Below are 15,362 nucleotides of genomic sequence, written 5' to 3' on the forward strand. Positions count from 1 at the left end.
TCAGCCCGGCTTGCGGAACCGATAGACGAACTGGTCGGTGCGGCCCCGGATGCCCTCGTCGAACACATTCAGGCTGTGGTCGTCGGCGGCGTTCGCCACCGCGCGGCTCTCGCCCTCGAAGACGAACCCGGCCGCCTCGACCTCGCGACGCAGATAGTCGCCTTCGATCCGATGCAGCGTCGAAACCGCCGAGACGCCGGTTCCCGGCGCGGCCTGGTGGTCGATGACGACGTAGCGGCCGCCCGGCTTCAGCGCCGCGAACACCGCCGCGTTCATTCGCGCCACGTCCGTTTCGAAGCGGGGAATGTGGAAGTCGTGATACTCCTGGCTCATGAACACCAGGTCCAGCGGCTCGTCGAACGTCATCGCGTCCAGCGCGCCGTTGACGCGGCTGACGTTGGGATAGGCCTGGGCCAGGGCGTCCGCGCCGGGATTTTCGCGCTCCGCCGTGCGGTTGGGCACGAAGGCGTAAACGTGGCCGTTGGGGCCGGCGACGTCGGCGAACAGGCGGGTGAAGTAGCCGGCGCCCGGCCGGATGTCGGCGATGCGGTCGCCCGGCGCCACCTGGGCGAAGGCCAGCATCTCGGCCGGATGTCGCAGCGGATCGCGCGCGGTCTCCTCGGCCGGGCGGCGCGGATCGGCGACGGCCTCCTGATAGAGGACCGCGAAACTGGCCTGGGGCGTGGGCATGGCCGCCGACGCGCCCGATGTCACGACCGTCCGCTCTCCCCCCTCGGAGGCGATGACGATGCAGCCCGACAGGGCGGCGCCCACCAGCGCGACGGCCGCCGCGACGCCCAGACGATGGATCATGATCTCTGTCCTCCCGGCGCGGCGCGCGCCTTCTCCTGCATAGCAGATCGGCGCGGAAAGGATCCGATGCAAGACGCGATTTGCACTGGCGCGGCGTCGGGCTTAGTCCAGCACCCGAATTCGAGGTCCGCCATGCTCCCCTTCCAACCCGCCCCCTTCCCGCTGGCCCGTCCACGCCGGCTCCGGTCCAGTCCCTGGATCCGTCGCCTGGTCGCGGAGACGATGCTGACCCCCGCCGACCTGATCTGGCCGCTGATCGTCCACGACGGCGCCGAGGACCGCGCGCCCGTCGCCTCCATGCCCGGCGTCTTCCGCCTGTCGCCCAAGGCGGCGGCCAGGGCGGCGGTCGAGGCGCGCGACCTGGGCATTCCGGCCGTGGCGCTGTTTCCCAACGTCGGCGGGGAGAAGGACAATGTCGGGACGGGCGCGACCGATCCGGACGGCCTGATCCCCGACGTCATTCGCGCCATCAAGGACGCCGCGCCCGAGATCGGCGTCATCACCGACGTGGCGCTGGACTGCTACACCGACCACGGCCACGACGGGGTCATGGAGGACGGCCGGATCGTCAACGACGCCACCCTGGAGCGCCTGGCCGAACAGGCCTTCATCCACGCCCACGCCGGCGCCGACGTCGTGGCGCCGTCGGACATGATGGACGGACGCATCCAGGCCGTGCGCGAGGCGCTGGAGGCCAACGGCTTCCAGGACACGCTGATCCTGGCCTATGCGGCCAAATACGCCTCCTGCTTCTACGGGCCTTATCGCGACGCGGTAGGATCGTCCAAGTCCCTGACCGGCGACAAGAAGACCTATCAGATGGACTACGCCAACGCCGACGAGGCGCTGAAGGAAGTCGCGATGGACCTGTCGGAGGGCGCCGACGCCGTGATGGTCAAGCCGGGGACGCCCTATCTCGACGTCGTGCGGCGGGTGTCGGAGACCTTCCGCGTGCCGACCTTCGCCTATCAGGTGTCGGGCGAATACGCGATGATGCGCGCCTCGATCGCCAACGGCTGGCTGGACGAGGATCGCGCGATCCTGGAGACGCTGCACGGCTTCAAGCGCGCGGGCGCGGCGGGCGTGCTGACCTATTTCGCGCCCCAGGCGGCGCGGCTTCTGGGAGCCTGAGGGTGAGCGACGACTACGTGTACGACGAAGCGACCGGCGAGTGGCTGAGCCCCGCCGAAGCCGCCGAGAAGGCCGCCGCCACGACGCCGAAGGTGGTGGATTCCGTCGGCAACGAACTGAACGACGGCGACGCCGTCACCCTGATCAAGGACCTGACGGTCAAGGGCGCGGGCCAGACGCTGAAGCGCGGGACCGTCATCCGATCGATCCGCCTGACCGGCGACGATCAGGAGATCGACTGTCGCCATCCGACCATCAAGGGCCTGGTCCTGCGCGCGGAGTTCGTGCGCAAGGTCTGAGGCTCAGGCGCCGTCCGGTCCCGGCAGGCGCGCCTTGAGGCTGGAGGTGTCCCAGCGGTTTCCGCCCATCGCCTGGACCTCGGCGTAGAACTGGTCGACCAGGGCGGTCAGGGCCAGGCGCGCGCCGTTGGACCGCGCCTCGTCCAGCACCAGGCCCAGGTCCTTGCGCATCCAGTCGACGGCGAAGCCGAAGTCGAACTCGCCCCGCGCCGCCGTCTTCCACCGGTTGTCCATCTGCCAGCTCTGCGCCGCGCCCTTCGACACGGCGTCATAGGCCTTGTCCGTATCCAGGCCCGCGACCTGGGCGAAGTGCACCGCCTCGGCCAGGCCTTGCACCACCCCGGCGATGGCGATCTGGTTGACCATCTTGGTCAGCTGGCCCGAGCCCGCCGGCCCCATGTGCTGGATCGCCTTGGAATAGGCCTTCAGGGCCGGTTCGGCCTTGGCCAGGGCCTCGGCGTCGCCGCCGGCCATGACGCTGAGCTGTCCGTTTTCGGCCCCCGCCTGCCCGCCGGAGACGGGGGCGTCCACGAAGGCGACGCCGAATTCGGCGGCCTGCTGGGCCATCTCGCGCGCGATCCTGGCCGACGTCGTCGTGTGGTCGACGATGACGGCGCCGGACGCCAGCACGGGCAAGGCCTCGGCGACGACCGCGCGCACGTCGTCGTCGTTTCCGACGCACAGGATGAACAGATCCGCGCCCTGCGCCGCCTCGACAACCGTCGCCGCGAAGCGCCCGCCCGTCCCTTCCGCCCAGGCCTGCGCCTTGGCCGCAGAGCGATTGTAGCCCGCCACCTGATGACCGGCCTCGACCAGATGCCGGGCCATCGGCGCGCCCATGACCCCCAGGCCGGCGAATGCGATCTTCATGACAGGCTCCCGTGTTCGCCGCCGGACTAGGCCGGTCCTCCCGCGCGAGCAAGGGAAAGGACGCCTTAACCTTATCCGCGCCATGATGCGGCGCAGAATTCAGGGGTGCGTGCCGATGTCCGTGAGCGATCGTCCGATCCTCATCAAGAAGGTGAAGAAGGGCGGCGGCCACGGCCACCACGGCGGCGCGTGGAAGGTCGCCTATGCGGACTTCGTCACCGCGATGATGGCCTTCTTCCTGCTGATGTGGCTGGTCAATGCGACCGACCCGGAACAGAAGAAGGGCATTGCGGAATATTTCGCCCCCGCCAGCGTGTCCGAGACGACGTCCGGGTCGGGCGGCATCCTGGGCGGCACCGCGCTGGGCGACGACGGCCCCAAGAGCTCGGGCTCCATGTCCGTGATCGAGCAGTTGGCGCCCGAGGCGCCGCCCGACGCCACCCAGGCCGGCCCCAGTTCCAACCTGTCCTCGGCCAGCGACGCCGCCCTGGAGGCGGAAATGCGCCGTCGCGAGGCCGACCAGTTCGCCAGCGCCGCGGAATCCCTGCGTCAGGCGATGCAGTCCATGCCGGAGCTGGCCGAACTGTCGAAGCAGCTGATCGTCGACCAGACGCCCGAGGGGCTTCGCATCCAGCTGGTCGACCAGGAAGGCCGGTCGATGTTCGACAACAACTCGGCCCAGCCGAACGCGCGCGCCCAGGTGTTGCTGCGGGCGGTGGCGCGGGTCATCAACCAGTTGCCGAACCGGATTTCGATCACCGGGCACACCAGCGCCGTCGCCGGCTCGGGCCGCGCCAGCGGCCCCGGCGACTGGACCCTGTCGTCGGCGCGCGCCAACGCCTCGCGTCTGGTCCTCCAGGGCGCCGGCGTCGACCCCGACCGCGTCTATTCGGTGGCAGGCAAGGCCGGCTCGGATCCGCTCTATCCCGACGACCCCAGCCTGGCCGGAAACCGCCGCATCTCGATCGTGCTGCTGCGGGAAGCGCCGGTGCTGCCGATGGACACCTCGCTGTGATCGCCGGCGGCTGTGGCGCCCGTGCGCTTGCGGCCGGGCGGCGAATGCCGCCAAATCGCGGGATGCACGTTGCATCGTCGCAATATTGGCATGATCGGATGCGGACCTGAGGCCGTGACGCAACACGTACCGACCCGGCAACTTCGATTCTTCATGACCTCGGTCGCGCCGTGCCCGTATCTGCCCGGCCAGACCGAGCGCAAGGTGTTCGCCAACCTGCCCTTCTCGGACGGCGCCCACGTCAACGACGAGCTGACGATCGCGGGCTTTCGCCGCAGCCAGAACATCGCCTACCGCCCGGCGTGCGAGGCGTGCGATGCGTGCGTTTCCGTGCGCATCCCGGTGGCCGACTTCGCCTTCTCCCGCTCCCAGCGCAAGGTGCTGGCCCGCAACGACGACCTGTCGCGCAATCTGGTCGAGGCCGAGGCGACGACCGAGCAGTTCCAGCTGCTGCGCCGATATCTGACCGCGCGTCATCCGCAGGGCGGCATGAGCGACATGGGCTGGCTGGACTATGTCGCCATGGTCGAGGACACGGCCGTGCGCACCCACCTGATCGAATACCGCCTGCCGTCGACCGATGGCGGGCCTGGCGACCTGGCGGCCGTAACCCTGACCGACCTGCTGCGCGACGGCCTGTCGATGGTCTACAGCTTCTACGATCCGACGATGGATCGACGCAGCCTGGGTCGGTTCGCCATCCTGGACCATGTCCGTCAGGCGGAGCAGGTCGGCCTGCCCTTCGTGTACCTGGGCTATTGGGTCCAGGGGTCCGAGAAGATGAACTACAAGGCCGAGTTCCGGCCGATGGAGGCGCTGCGCCCTCTGGGCTGGATGCGGCTGGAGCGCTGATCCTCTCCGACGCCGCCTCTACCTGAACTTGCGCAGTCCGCGCGGGCCCTGGCGTCCGGCGCCGGCGCGCTTGCCCAGCCAGTCCTTCCAGTCGGGCCAGTTGCGACGACGGCCGCCGCCGTCGACCCATTCCGGCCCCGCCTCGGCGTTGAACACGGCGACGTCGGCCAGGCCCCCCTGCTTGAAGTTCTGCAGCTTAACCCCCTTGCCGCGCCCCATCTCGGGCAGTTCGGCCAGCGGGAAGATCAGGGTCTTGATGTTCTCGCCGATGGCGGCGACGTGGTCGGCCGCCGGGGATTGCGGGATGCGCAGCATCGCCAGCATCTCTCCGTTCAGCACCTGCTTGCCGCCGCGCTTCTGGGCCAGAAGATCGTCCTCGGGCGCCACGAAGCCGTAGCCGGCCTTTGACGCGATCAGCAGCTTGGCCCCCGGCTGGTGCGCCACCAGGTTCACGATCTGGGCGCTTTCGTCCAGGTCGATCATCAGGCGCAACGGCTCGCCATGGCCGCGGCCGGACGCCAGCTTGTCTGCGCCGATGGTGAAGATGCGTCCGTCAGACGCCCCGACCAGCAGCTTGTCCGTCGTATAGGCGGGCGCCAGGAAGGCCAGTTGGTCGCCCTCCTTGAACTTCAGCTCCGACGGGTCGTCGACCTTGCCCTTGGCGGCGCGGATCCAGCCGCGCTCGGACAGGATGACGGTGATGGCCTCGCGCGGGATGAAGGCCTCGGGCGCCACGAAGGCCGACGCATCCACCGCCTCGGCGATGGTGGTGCGGCGCGGCGAGACCAGCGCCTTGCGCACGGCCTCCAGCTCCTTGGAGATCGCCTTCCACTGCTTGCCTTCCGACGAGGTCAGCGCCTTCAGCTGCGCCAGTTCCTCGGAGAGTTCCTTGAACTCCTTTTCGATGGTCATCTCTTCCAGCCGCGCCAGTTGGCGCAGCCGGGTGTCCAGGATGAAGTCGGCCTGAAGCTCCGACAGGCCGAAGCGCGCGATCAGCACCGCCTTGGGCTGCTCTTCCTCCCGGACGATGCGGATGACCTCGTCAAGGTTCAGGAAGACGATCCGCAGGCCTTCCAGCAGGTGCAGCCGCTTCTCGACGCGTGCGATGCGCCATTGCGAACGGCGGTTCAGGACCTCGCGGCGATGGTCCAGGAAGGCGCGCAGACAGTCCTTCAGCCCCATGACGCGCGGGGTGCCGCTGGCGTCCAGCACGTTCATGTTGATGGGGAAGCGGACCTCCAGATCGGACAGCTTGAACAGGCTCTCCATAAGCATCTCGGGCTCGATGGCGCGGTTCTTGGGCTCCAGGATCAGGCGGATGTCCTCGGCCGACTCGTCGCGCACATCGCCCAGCAGGGGCGCCTTCTTGTGTTCGATCAGGTCCGCCAGACCCTCGATCAGCTTGGACTTCTGCACCTGGTAGGGCATCTCGGTGACGACGATGCGCCACACGCCGCGCCCCAGGTCCTCCGTCTCCCAGCGCGCGCGCAGCCGCACCCCGCCGCGACCGGTCTCGTAGGCGTCGAGGATCGAGGCCGCGCCCTCGACCGACACCCCGCCCGTGGGGAAGTCCGGCCCCGGAACCCTCTGCACCAGGTCTTCGGTCGTCGCCTCGGGCCGGTCCAGCAACAGCTGGCAGGCGTCCAGCAATTCGCCGACGTTGTGGGGCGGAATCGACGTCGCCATGCCCACGGCGATGCCCGACGAGCCGTTCGCCAGCAGGTTCGGGAAGCCGGCCGGCAGGACAACGGGTTCCTCGTCCTGGTCGTCGTAGGTGGCGCGGAAATCGACGGCGTCCTGATCGATCCCGTCCAGCAGCAGGACGGCGGCGGGCGTCAGCTTGCACTCGGTGTAGCGCATGGCGGCGGCGCTATCGCCGTCGATGTTGCCGAAGTTGCCCTGCCCGTCGACCAGCGGATAACGCTGGGCGAAGTCCTGGGCCAGGCGCACCAGGGCCTCGTAGATCGAGGCGTCGCCGTGCGGGTGGTATCCGCCCATCACCTCGCCGACGACCTTGGCGCATTTGCGCGCCGCCGCCTGCGGGTTCAGCCGCATCTGGTGCATGGCGTAGAGGATGCGCCGGTGAACCGGCTTGAACCCGTCGCGCACGTCCGGCAGGGCGCGGTTGGTGATGGTCGACAGGGCGTAGGCCAGATAGCGGCGGCTGAGCGCCGTCTCCATCGGCTCTTCGATGATGCGACCGCCTTCCGGCGGCGGGGCGTGGATCGTCATGGCTCTGCGAATCGGGGATCGGAAGCCGATAGTCTAGCCCCCGCGGCCGGCGATGGGGCGGCAAACTGTGGGGAAGGCGGCGCCCGCGCAACGGGTCTCCCATTTGCCCTGAGCCGCCTGAGGGGTTAGGCCCGGACCGCTCCCGCTGAACGAAAGAGCAAGAATGGCCTCCCCCACCCGCGCGGCCCTGCACGCCGCCTGGCGCGAACACATCGGTCCCGTGTGGAAAAGCCGGCTGGCGGCCGGCGGCGGCGCGGTCGGGGTGGGCCTGTTCGCCTGGTTCTTCGCCAACGCCGCGGACGAGGCGCAGCATCTGTTCGCCGGCATGACCCAGGCCTGGCCCTATGCGCCGCTGATCGTCACCCCGGCGGGCTTCGTGCTGCTGGCCTGGCTGACGCGGCGCTATGCGCCGCTGGCGCGCGGATCGGGCATTCCCCAGATCATCGCCGCGGCGCGCCATGTCGACAACGGACGCACCGGCGGCCTGGTGTCGATCCGGACCGGCGCCTTCAAGACCTTCGCCACCCTGGGGGCGCTTCTGGTCGGGGGTTCGGTGGGCCGCGAGGGGCCGACCGTGCAGTTGGGCGCCTCGATCATGGTGGCGACCCACCGGCTGCTGAGGGTGCCCGTCAACGGCGCGGTCATCATCGCCGGCGGCGCGGCGGGCGTCGCGGCCGCGTTCAACACCCCCATCGCGGGCGTGGCCTTCGCCCTAGAGGAGCTGGCCTCGGCGTACGAGCAGCGGATGACCCTGCTGGTGATGGCGGCGGTGGTCATCGCCGGCCTGGTGCCGCTGAGCCTGGCGGGCGACTACGTCTATTTCGGCGTGGTGCGCGAGGTCGTTTCCGGCGTGAAGGCCCTGCCCATCGCCCTGGTGGTCGGCGTCGTGGGCGGGGTTGCCGGCGGCCTGTTCTCGCGGATATCGCTGCGGCTGCTGGCGGCGGGCTCGCCGTTGGGGCGGCGACCGGTGTTGACGGCCCTGGTCTGCGGCCTGGTCGTCGCCGCGATCGGCGTGCTGACCGGCCTGACCTGGGGCACCGGCTACGAAGCGGCGCGGACGCTGGTGGAGGGCGAGGCCCAGCCGTTCTGGTTCGCGCCCGCGAAGTTCGTCTCCACCTTGGCCTCCAGCCTGTCGGGCGCGCCAGGCGGGGTGTTCGCCCCCTCCCTGTCGGTCGGGGCGGGGCTGGGCGGCCTGATGTCGAACCTGTTTCCCGACGACAGCCGCAGCGCCATCGTGCTGCTGGGCATGATCGCCTATTTCGTCGGCGTGGTGCGCGCGCCCCTGACGGCGGTGGTCATCATCTCCGAGATGACCGCCAATCGCGGCATGATCCTGCCGCTGTTCGCCGCCGCCGTCGTCGCCGACGTGGCCGCGCGCCTGGTCTGCAAGCAAAGGCTCTATCACGGCCTGGCGCAGGCGTTCACGCCGCCCCGGCCCGAGCCGGAGCCGACGGCGAAGAAGGACGCGCCGGACGCCGCGCCCGGCGCGGGGTAACCGATCCGCCCTTCCGTTCGTATCTAGACGGATAGTCCTTGGAAGGCGCGCGATGATCCTGTTCCTGTTGTCCTACCTCGCCGGCGTCCTGACCATCGTCAGCCCCTGCATCCTGCCCGTTCTGCCGTTCGTCTTCGCCCGCGCCGACAAGCCCTTCATGCGCAACGGCTTTCCGTTGCTGGTCGGGATGGCGCTGACCTTCGCGGGAGTCGCCACCCTGGCGGCGCTGGGCGGCGGCTGGGCGGTGCGCGCCAACGAAGCCGGCCGCTGGATCGCCCTGGCGGTGATGGCCGTCCTGGGGCTCAGCCTGCTGCTGCCCGCCCTTGGCGACCGTCTGATGCGCCCCCTCGTCTCCCTGGGCTCCTGGCTGACGGAAAGGGCCGAACGGCGCACGGGCGAAGAAGGCGACGTGCGCGCCTCTCTTTTGCTGGGCGTGGCCACGGGCCTGTTGTGGGCGCCCTGCGCGGGCCCGATCCTGGGGCTGATCCTGACCGGCGCGGCCTTGCAGGGCGCGGGCGTTGGGACCACGGCGCTGCTGCTGGCCTACGCCGCCGGGGCCGCCACCTCCCTGGCCCTGGCCCTGCTGGTCGGCGGCCGGGTGTTCCGGGCCATGAAGGGGGCGCTGGGCGCGGGCGAATGGATCCGCCGGGGCCTGGGCGCCCTGGTCCTGGTCGGCGTCGCGGTCATCGCCCTGGGCCTGGACACCGGCCTTCTGACCCGGGTGTCGGCGGCGGGCACGGGGCGGGTCGAGCAGGCGCTGCTGACGCGCATCGGCGCCGGCGTTCCGACCAACGCGGCGCCGGCCGACTTGGCCGACCTGCCTATCGAGGGAACCATGCCGCCGCTGACGGGCGCCACGACCTGGCTGAACTCGCCGCCGCTGACGACCCAGCAGCTTCGCGGCAAGGTGGTGGTGGTCGACTTCTGGACCTACTCCTGCATCAACTGCCTGCGTTCCATCCCCTATGTGAAGGCCTGGGCCGAGAAATATCGCGACCAGGGCCTGGTCGTGATCGGCGTTCACACGCCCGAGTTCGCCTTCGAGAAGTCGCAGGCCAATGTGCGTCGCAACGTGGAGCGGCTGGGCGTGACCTATCCGGTCGCCATGGACAACGACTACGCCATCTGGCGGGCGTTCAGGAACAACTACTGGCCGGCGCACTATTTCATCGACGCCCAGGGCCGCATCCGCCATCACCATTTCGGCGAGGGCGACTATGAGGGCTCCGAACGGGTGATCCAGCAACTGCTGAAGGAGGCGGGCGCCCAGGTGGACGCCTCGACCGTTCAGGTGAAGACGGCGGGCGCGGAAATGGCCGCCGACTTCGCGCAGGTCGCCTCGCCCGAAACCTATGTCGGCTATGCGCGCGCCGAGAACTTCCGCTCGCCCGGCGGCCTGGCCCGCGACATCGTCAAGACCTATCAGCCCGCCTCGCTGGCCCTGAACGACTGGAGCCTGGCCGGCGACTGGCGCGTGACGCGCGAACACGCCGATCTGCAGACCGCCGGCGGTCGGGTCGCCTTCCGATTCAAGGCGCGCGACCTGCATCTGGTCATGGCCCCCGCGACAGCGGGCGCGACGCCGCAGTTCCGGGTGCGCATCGACGGCCGGTCCCCCGGCGCTGACGCCGGCTCGGACATCGACGCCCAGGGCGCCGGCCGCATCGACGGCGAGCGCCTGTATCAGCTGGTGCGGCAATCGGGGCCGGTGCGCGAACGCACCTTCGAGATCGAATTCCTCGATCCCGGCGTCCAGGTCTTCGCCTTCACCTTCGGCTAGAAACGAAGAAGGGCGCGGCCGAAACGACCGCGCCCCTCAAGATCATCGTGCGGAACGCCGCAATCAGGCGGCGCCGTCGGCCTTCTTCTTGGAGGCTTCCGAATAGATCAGCAGCGGCTGGGCCTTGCCGTCGATCACCTCGGCGTTGACCACCACCTCTTCGACGCCCTCGAACGTCGGCAGTTCGAACATGGTCTCCAGCAGGATGCCTTCCAGAATCGAACGCAGGCCGCGCGCGCCGGTCTTGCGCTTGATGGCCTTGGCCGCCACCGCCGACAGGGCGTCTTCGGTGAAGGTCAGTTCGACATTCTCCATCTCGAACAGGCGCTTGTATTGCTTGACCAGGGCGTTCTTGGGCTCGGTCAGGATGGTGACCAGGGCCGTCTCGTCCAGGTCCTCCAGCGTCGCCAGCACGGGCAGACGGCCGATGAACTCGGGAATCAGGCCGAAGCGCATCAGGTCGTCCGGCTCGACCTGCTTGAGGATTTCGCCCGTGCGACGCTCGTCGATCTCCTTGACCTTGGCGCCGAAGCCGATCGAGGCCCCCTCGCCGCGCGCCGAGATCACCTTCTCCAGGCCGGCGAAGGCGCCGCCGACGATGAACAGGATGTTGGCGGTGTCGACCTGCAGGAATTCCTGCTGCGGATGCTTGCGCCCGCCCTGCGGGGGCACGGAGGCGACGGTGCCTTCCATGATCTTCAGCAGGGCCTGCTGCACGCCCTCGCCCGACACGTCGCGGGTGATCGAGGGGTTGTCGGACTTGCGCGAAATCTTGTCGATTTCGTCGATGTAGACGATGCCGCGCTGCGCCCGTTCGACGTTGTAGTCGGACGCCTGCAGCAGCTTCAGGATGATGTTCTCGACGTCCTCGCCCACGTAACCGGCTTCGGTCAGGGTCGTGGCGTCGGCCATGGTGAACGGCACGTCGATGATGCGCGCCAGCGTCTGGGCCAGCAGCGTCTTGCCCGAGCCGGTCGGCCCGATCAGCATGATGTTCGACTTGGCCAGTTCGACGTCGTTGTTTTTCGTCGCGTGGTTCAGGCGCTTGTAGTGGTTGTGGACGGCGACGCTCAGCACCTTCTTGGCGTGGGCCTGGCCGATGACATAATCGTCCAGGACGTCGCGAATTTCCTTCGGCGAAGGCACGCCGTCGGACGTCTTCTTGAACCCGATCTTGTGCTCTTCGCGGATGATGTCCATGCACAGTTCGACGCATTCATCGCAGATGAACACGGTCGGTCCGGCGATGAGCTTGCGCACCTCATGCTGGCTCTTGCCGCAGAAGGAACAATACAGGGTGCTCTTGGCGTCGGTGCCGGCTGCTTTGGTCATAGACCCTTCTCACTCCCGCGATACGCCCCGACATGGGGCGAAACGCGCTTCCCTCGCGTTGATTCGATGATCATGAACGCGAAGGTCTTCAAAAAATGACAATCACCCATCCCTCGTTCCACCACAACCCCGTTGAAGACACGGGGCGGTCGCGGCCTTGGGATGTTTCAGTTTCCACGGGGATCACGGCGAATGTCTGACATGGGGATTCCAGGGGCGGTTCGCCAGCCGCGTTCGATCGTCGCCTTCGATTTCGACGGCACGCTGACGATTCGCGACAGCTTCACCGAGTTTCTGCGCTGGCGGGCCGGCCCGGGCGGCTGGGCCCTGGGACTGGTCAGGATGGCGCCGGCGGTGGCCCTCTACGCCCGCGATCGCGACCGGGGACGCATCAAGGCGGCGTCGGTGAAGGAGTTCCTGCGCGGCGTCACGCGCCAGACCCTTGCAGCGGACGCCGAGCGCTTCGCCGACCAGGCGTGGGATCGCTTCATGCGGCCCGACGCCTTGCGCGCCTGGGACGACTGGGGCCGGCGCGGCGCCCTTCGCGTCATCGTGACCGGTTCGCCCGAGACGACCGTGGCGCCCTTCGCCCAGCGACTGGGCGCGGACGCGCTCCTGGGCACGCAACTGGTGTTCGACGCCGAAGGCCGGGTCACCGGCGCCTTCGCCACCCAGAACTGTCGCGGCGAGGAGAAGGTGCGTCGACTCCGCGCGGCCTACGGCGACGACGTTCGCCTCGCGGCCGCCTATGGCGACACCTCCGGCGACACCGAGATGCTGGCGATCGCCGACGCGCCGGGATTTCGCGTGTTCAGAGAGCGCCCCTGACGACGAAGGGCCCGGCGTCGCCGCCGGGCCCTCCGTCCTGCTGGTCGCAATGATCAGACGGTCTTCACGCCGTCCGCATCGGCCTGCTCGCGACGATCGTAGACGTGGTCGACGATGCCCCAGGCCTTGGCTTCTTCGGCGCTCATGAAGTGGTCGCGATCCAGCGTCTTCTCGACCTCTTCATAGGTCCGGCCCGTGTGGTGGACATAGATCTCGTTCAGCCGCTTCTTGGTGTAGCGGATGTCCTCGGCGTGGCGCTCGATGTCCGAGGCCTGGCCGCGGAAACCGCCCGAGGGCTGGTGCACCATGACCCGCGCGTTCGGCAGGGCGATGCGCTGGCCCGCCTCGCCCGCCGTCAGGATCAGGGAGCCGGCCGACGCCGCCATGCCCATCACCACGGTCGACACCGGGCTCTTGATGTATTGCATGGTGTCGTAGATCGCGAGCGCCGAGGTCACCTGACCGCCGGGGCTGTTGATGTACATGCTGATTTCCTTCTTCGGATTCTCCGACTCCAGGAACAGCAGCTGGGCGCAGATCAGCGACGCCATGCCGTCCTCGAATGGCCCGGTCAGGAAGATGATCCGCTCGCGCAGCAGGCGCGAAAAGATGTCGAACGAACGCTCGCCCCGGCTGGATTGCTCCACCACCATGGGCACGAGGTTGGATTGAAGATAATCGATGGGATCGCGCATTCAGGCCTTCTCGGGATGCATAGGGGCGGCCGCGACTCGAAAGCCGCGTCTCGTTGCCTTCTCATATCGCGTTCCGCCGCCTAGGCCGCAAGGCGTCGACAGTTTATTGGTCCGCCTGCGCGGTTCGAGCGTCACGCGAAAGGGCTCTCTGCATCGACCGAGCAATCTCCCGCTCCTGCCAGCCGGCGTGCAGAGCATCGCGTTTCGCGGAATAGACGCCGTCCAGGTAAGCGCGATCCCATGTCGTCAAACCTTCGACAGAAACCCTCGTTTCTTCGTCTTGAAAAAGATTCAGGACGGTATTCAGCCCGCTGACGTCGGCATTCGGCTCCAAGCGGGCGAGGGCGATCATGGCGATATAGTCGCCAAGGGCATTGATGCCGACCCGGCCGACCTCTCGGGTATCGAGCACCACGATAGCGCCGGCGATGTTGGTGACGGAGCCTCGTGACAAGATGTTTCCGCCATACCCGCCGCCCACGGGCGCTCCCGTGCCAGAGAGCCCATGGTCAGTCGCGCCAGGTCCTGCATTGGCAGGTGTCGCGCTCCAGCTCATCCCAGCGAAAACACCTGTTTCCGCACGACTGATGTGCCACCAACGCGCGGGTTGTCGGGGCGCAAGGAAGGCGGCTCGCCGTTCGCGGGCACGCCATGATTGATCACGACCGCCAAAGAGGCGCGGCTCCATTTCGACCAACTCTGAGGCCACGCGATCAGCACCGTCTGCAGCGATGACTAGAATGTTGGCCTGGCAGCCCGGCTCCCCGACTTGAAGGCCCAAAGACAGAGCGAGCCCGGCGATACGGTCATTGATCGCCTGCGCTTGGGTCGCCGGCAGATTGACGATCCCAGGACAAACCTTGCCATTGAACTGGGCAACCTGTCCCTGATAGCCCGGGGAGGCGGTGACCGCCCGAACGAAATTGTCGATCACATCCCCTCGGGCGCGTGCTCTGACATCGATGGACGGAAGTTCGGTGACTGCGTCATCGTCAGGCGAGGGAGGCTCTTGCTGCAGGGCGGCCGCAGGCTGCGCCAGGAGAATAGCCAGAACAGAAAATGCAACCCAATGCTTCATCGGATACCTCCCTGACGATCATGAGGCATCAGAGATGCTTTGTCTATTGCCTTGCTAGTCTCGAGCCCGGACGCCACGCAACATTCGATTGGCGATATCGCGCTGTTGCAACCATTGCGATCTCGTATCGGCGTCGCCGGAATAGACGGCCCGCAAATAGGCTTCGTCCCAACCCGTCATCGACAGCGGCCTTTGAGCCGGCGGCGTGTCAAACAGCGAAAGCACGGTGTCGAGTCCAGCTAGGTCGGCGTCTGGCGACAGCCGCGCCAAGGCTGTCATCGCCACATAGTCGCCAAGCGCCTCAAGCGTCACGGGTCCTGTGCGGCGCGTGTCAACCAGGATGATAGCGCGGAAGATGTCGGTTTCGTAAGCGGCGCGCAATCTCGATCCGCCGTCGTGACCCATCTCGTCGCGTTCCGTCAGATGCCACCACCGCACGGCGCGACCCGAACGCTGGAATTCGGCGAGCAAGTCCGGTCCTCGCTCCTGATAGGCAACGTGATATTGGAATGTGAGCTTGTGCCGCGCCACCAAGTCCGCAGCCAGTTTGTCGGAGTCATCTGTGACCACCACGACCACATTGGGATGACACCCGGGCCTCCCGACCTGTAGGCCGACAAGCAGGGCGGCCCGAGCAACCCGGTCATTCACAATCTGCGCCTGCGCCGCAGGCAACCCGATCACGCCCGCGCAGATACGTCCGTCAAAGCGCGCGATCTGACCATTCCGCTCATGAACCGCAGAGATGTCGCCTACAAAGCTCCCCACAATGTCAGACAGGTGTCGAGTGCCGTCCACAATGATGGGATCAAGATCGGTGACCTGACCGGGCGCCTCCAGGGTTTCGGAAGCCGTGGGCGCATTCTGCGCGCAGACGGATGTCGCGACGGCTGCGGCCGCCAAGAGCGCGGTGGAGAAAATCTTCAATTGCATGATCGACAA

At 67.9% G+C, this 15,362-nt stretch carries 14 protein-coding genes; 7 read left to right on the forward strand and 7 right to left on the reverse strand.

The features are described 5' to 3' along the window. Window positions 1–813 (reverse strand): class I SAM-dependent methyltransferase, encoded by an 813-nt coding sequence (locus M8231_RS07475; RefSeq protein ID WP_250202533.1) that lies wholly within the window; start codon window positions 811–813, stop codon window positions 1–3. 132 nt (window positions 814–945) lie between these two features. On the opposite strand from M8231_RS07475, the gene hemB reads away from it, so the two are divergent. Together hemB and M8231_RS07485 are read left to right on the forward strand one after the other, a co-directional pair. After that, window positions 946–1,944, forward strand: a complete 999-nt coding sequence (hemB, locus tag M8231_RS07480; protein ID WP_250202534.1) for a porphobilinogen synthase — start codon at window positions 946–948, stop codon at window positions 1,942–1,944. A gap of 92 nt (window positions 1,945–2,036) precedes the next feature. Then, window positions 2,037–2,243: an alkylphosphonate utilization protein gene (locus M8231_RS07485; RefSeq protein ID WP_249751987.1), complete on the forward strand. Its 207-nt coding sequence runs from the start codon at window positions 2,037–2,039 to the stop codon at window positions 2,241–2,243. A gap of 3 nt (window positions 2,244–2,246) precedes the next feature. Here the strand turns inward: M8231_RS07485 and M8231_RS07490 are convergent, their stop codons facing one another. Continuing rightward, entirely contained in the window at window positions 2,247–3,113 is an 867-nt protein-coding gene (locus M8231_RS07490) for an NAD(P)-dependent oxidoreductase (RefSeq protein WP_249750501.1), read from the reverse strand. Window positions 3,114–3,228: 115 nt separating this feature from the next. Between M8231_RS07490 and M8231_RS07495 the strand changes: the two genes are divergently transcribed. Together M8231_RS07495 and M8231_RS07500 are read left to right on the forward strand one after the other, a co-directional pair. After that, window positions 3,229–4,128: a flagellar motor protein MotB gene (locus M8231_RS07495; RefSeq protein WP_249750500.1), complete on the forward strand. Its 900-nt coding sequence runs from the start codon at window positions 3,229–3,231 to the stop codon at window positions 4,126–4,128. A gap of 114 nt (window positions 4,129–4,242) precedes the next feature. Further along, window positions 4,243–4,980 carry an arginyltransferase gene (locus M8231_RS07500; RefSeq protein WP_249750499.1) on the forward strand — a complete coding sequence of 246 codons (738 nt, stop codon included), beginning with the start codon at window positions 4,243–4,245 and terminating at the stop codon, window positions 4,978–4,980. A gap of 18 nt (window positions 4,981–4,998) precedes the next feature. Here M8231_RS07500 and parC read toward each other — a convergent pair whose 3' ends face one another. Next, window positions 4,999–7,212, reverse strand: a complete 2,214-nt coding sequence (gene parC / locus M8231_RS07505) for a DNA topoisomerase IV subunit A (protein WP_249750498.1) — start codon at window positions 7,210–7,212, stop codon at window positions 4,999–5,001. 163 nt (window positions 7,213–7,375) lie between these two features. Here parC and M8231_RS07510 point away from each other — a divergent pair, with 163 nt between their 5' ends. Together M8231_RS07510 and M8231_RS07515 are read left to right on the forward strand one after the other, a co-directional pair. Next, the gene (locus M8231_RS07510) at window positions 7,376–8,707 is read left to right on the forward strand and encodes a chloride channel protein (RefSeq protein WP_249750497.1); all 1,332 of its coding nucleotides are present in this window, start codon (window positions 7,376–7,378) and stop codon (window positions 8,705–8,707) included. A gap of 52 nt (window positions 8,708–8,759) precedes the next feature. Then, window positions 8,760–10,487 (forward strand): cytochrome c biogenesis protein DipZ, encoded by a 1,728-nt coding sequence (locus M8231_RS07515; protein WP_249750496.1) that lies wholly within the window; start codon window positions 8,760–8,762, stop codon window positions 10,485–10,487. Between the two features lie 63 nt (window positions 10,488–10,550). On the opposite strand, the gene clpX is transcribed toward M8231_RS07515, so the two are convergent. After that, a complete protein-coding gene (gene clpX, locus M8231_RS07520; protein WP_249750495.1) occupies window positions 10,551–11,819 on the reverse strand; it encodes an ATP-dependent Clp protease ATP-binding subunit ClpX in 1,269 nt (422 codons plus the stop codon). Between the two features lie 201 nt (window positions 11,820–12,020). Between clpX and M8231_RS07525 the strand changes: the two genes are divergently transcribed. Then, window positions 12,021–12,647, forward strand: coding sequence for an HAD-IB family hydrolase (locus M8231_RS07525; protein WP_250202535.1), 627 nt, complete (start codon window positions 12,021–12,023; stop codon window positions 12,645–12,647). 53 nt (window positions 12,648–12,700) lie between these two features. On the opposite strand, the gene M8231_RS07530 is transcribed toward M8231_RS07525, so the two are convergent. The 3 genes from M8231_RS07530 to M8231_RS07540 form a co-directional block, all read right to left on the reverse strand. Beyond that, entirely contained in the window at window positions 12,701–13,342 is a 642-nt protein-coding gene (locus M8231_RS07530) for an ATP-dependent Clp protease proteolytic subunit (RefSeq protein ID WP_249750494.1), read from the reverse strand. 103 nt (window positions 13,343–13,445) lie between these two features. Next, window positions 13,446–14,420: a hypothetical protein gene (locus M8231_RS07535; RefSeq protein WP_249750493.1), complete on the reverse strand. Its 975-nt coding sequence runs from the start codon at window positions 14,418–14,420 to the stop codon at window positions 13,446–13,448. Between the two features lie 54 nt (window positions 14,421–14,474). Then, window positions 14,475–15,353: a hypothetical protein gene (locus tag M8231_RS07540; RefSeq protein ID WP_250202536.1), complete on the reverse strand. Its 879-nt coding sequence runs from the start codon at window positions 15,351–15,353 to the stop codon at window positions 14,475–14,477. Window positions 15,354–15,362: the final 9 nt, after the last annotated feature.

Origin of the sequence: Brevundimonas albigilva (assembly GCF_023573565.1) — a bacterium.
Lineage (GTDB): Bacteria > Pseudomonadota > Alphaproteobacteria > Caulobacterales > Caulobacteraceae > Brevundimonas > Brevundimonas albigilva.

What these genes read in the sequence shown, in the direction of transcription:
- M8231_RS07475 (WP_250202533.1), bottom strand. Translation starts at nt 813, where the DNA reads ATGATCCATCGTCTGGGCGTCGCGGCGGCCGTCGCGCTGGTGGGCGCC.
- hemB (WP_250202534.1), top strand. Translation starts at nt 946, where the DNA reads ATGCTCCCCTTCCAACCCGCCCCCTTCCCGCTGGCCCGTCCACGCCGG.
- M8231_RS07490 (WP_249750501.1), bottom strand. Translation starts at nt 3,113, where the DNA reads ATGAAGATCGCATTCGCCGGCCTGGGGGTCATGGGCGCGCCGATGGCC.
- M8231_RS07495 (WP_249750500.1), top strand. Translation starts at nt 3,229, where the DNA reads ATGTCCGTGAGCGATCGTCCGATCCTCATCAAGAAGGTGAAGAAGGGC.
- parC (WP_249750498.1), bottom strand. Translation starts at nt 7,212, where the DNA reads ATGACGATCCACGCCCCGCCGCCGGAAGGCGGTCGCATCATCGAAGAG.
- M8231_RS07510 (WP_249750497.1), top strand. Translation starts at nt 7,376, where the DNA reads ATGGCCTCCCCCACCCGCGCGGCCCTGCACGCCGCCTGGCGCGAACAC.
- M8231_RS07515 (WP_249750496.1), top strand. Translation starts at nt 8,760, where the DNA reads ATGATCCTGTTCCTGTTGTCCTACCTCGCCGGCGTCCTGACCATCGTC.
- clpX (WP_249750495.1), bottom strand. Translation starts at nt 11,819, where the DNA reads ATGACCAAAGCAGCCGGCACCGACGCCAAGAGCACCCTGTATTGTTCC.
- M8231_RS07525 (WP_250202535.1), top strand. Translation starts at nt 12,021, where the DNA reads ATGGGGATTCCAGGGGCGGTTCGCCAGCCGCGTTCGATCGTCGCCTTC.
- M8231_RS07530 (WP_249750494.1), bottom strand. Translation starts at nt 13,342, where the DNA reads ATGCGCGATCCCATCGATTATCTTCAATCCAACCTCGTGCCCATGGTG.
- M8231_RS07535 (WP_249750493.1), bottom strand. Translation starts at nt 14,420, where the DNA reads ATGAAGCATTGGGTTGCATTTTCTGTTCTGGCTATTCTCCTGGCGCAG.
- M8231_RS07540 (WP_250202536.1), bottom strand. Translation starts at nt 15,353, where the DNA reads ATGCAATTGAAGATTTTCTCCACCGCGCTCTTGGCGGCCGCAGCCGTC.